Origin of the sequence: Nonomuraea sp. WAC 01424 (genome assembly GCF_003947315.1) — a bacterium.
GTDB classification, from domain to species: domain Bacteria; phylum Actinomycetota; class Actinomycetes; order Streptosporangiales; family Streptosporangiaceae; genus Nonomuraea; species Nonomuraea spiralis.
The window spans coordinates 1-677 of record NZ_QHHZ01000072.1; the positions used below are offsets into that span (position 1 = coordinate 1).

The window sequence follows — 677 nt, forward strand, 5'->3', positions numbered from 1 at the left end:
GAAAGAGACCGACATCGATATGTCCCGCCTTGATGGTTTTCCACAGCAGAGTCATGAAACGTGCGTCACTGATCCTGCGGCGTACAGCCTTCATCAGCAGTCGATGATGTACGGTGTCGAAGTAACTGGACAGGTCGCCTTCAATCACCCAGCGTCCCCGGGTTTCACCACAGTCTGTGAGCTGTAATTTCACCGTGCGGATCGCGTGGTGGACACTGCGCTCAGGCCGGAAGCCATATGAGAGCGTATGAAAATCACTCTCCCATATCGGCTCCATCGCCATCAGCATGGCCCGCTGAACAATACGATCCCGCAACGCGGGGATACCCAGTGGTCGCAGTTTGCCGTTGCTTTTAGGGATGTAAACCCGTCTGGCGGACAAGGGCTGGTAGTGGCCTGAGAGTAATTCATCCCTGAGGATTTGCAGCTCAACAGCCAGTCTGGCCTGTAGCATTGTTTTGTTCACGCCATCAACGCCGGGGGTATGGGCCCCCTTTGATGAAAGCGTGATCAGCGCCGCTCCAGCCAGCCAGTCTGGTTGTGTTATCAGACGCAGCAGCCGTTGAATCCGTAGGGACGGATCGGTGGCTGCCCATGTGGCAAGCTTGCGTTGCATTTCGCTGATTATCAAAGGTCTTCACCTCGTTAGGTCAGTTAATTCACGTCGCAAACACATT

The 677-nt window shown here is 54.7% G+C and carries 1 protein-coding gene; it reads right to left on the minus strand.

The window, feature by feature from the left end; all coding sequences use genetic code 11:
- Positions 1–631 (minus strand): reverse transcriptase domain-containing protein (locus tag DMB42_RS52770; protein WP_312024815.1); only part of this gene is annotated, 631 nt, incomplete at its 3' end.
- Between the last annotated feature and the right edge of the window lie 46 nt (positions 632–677).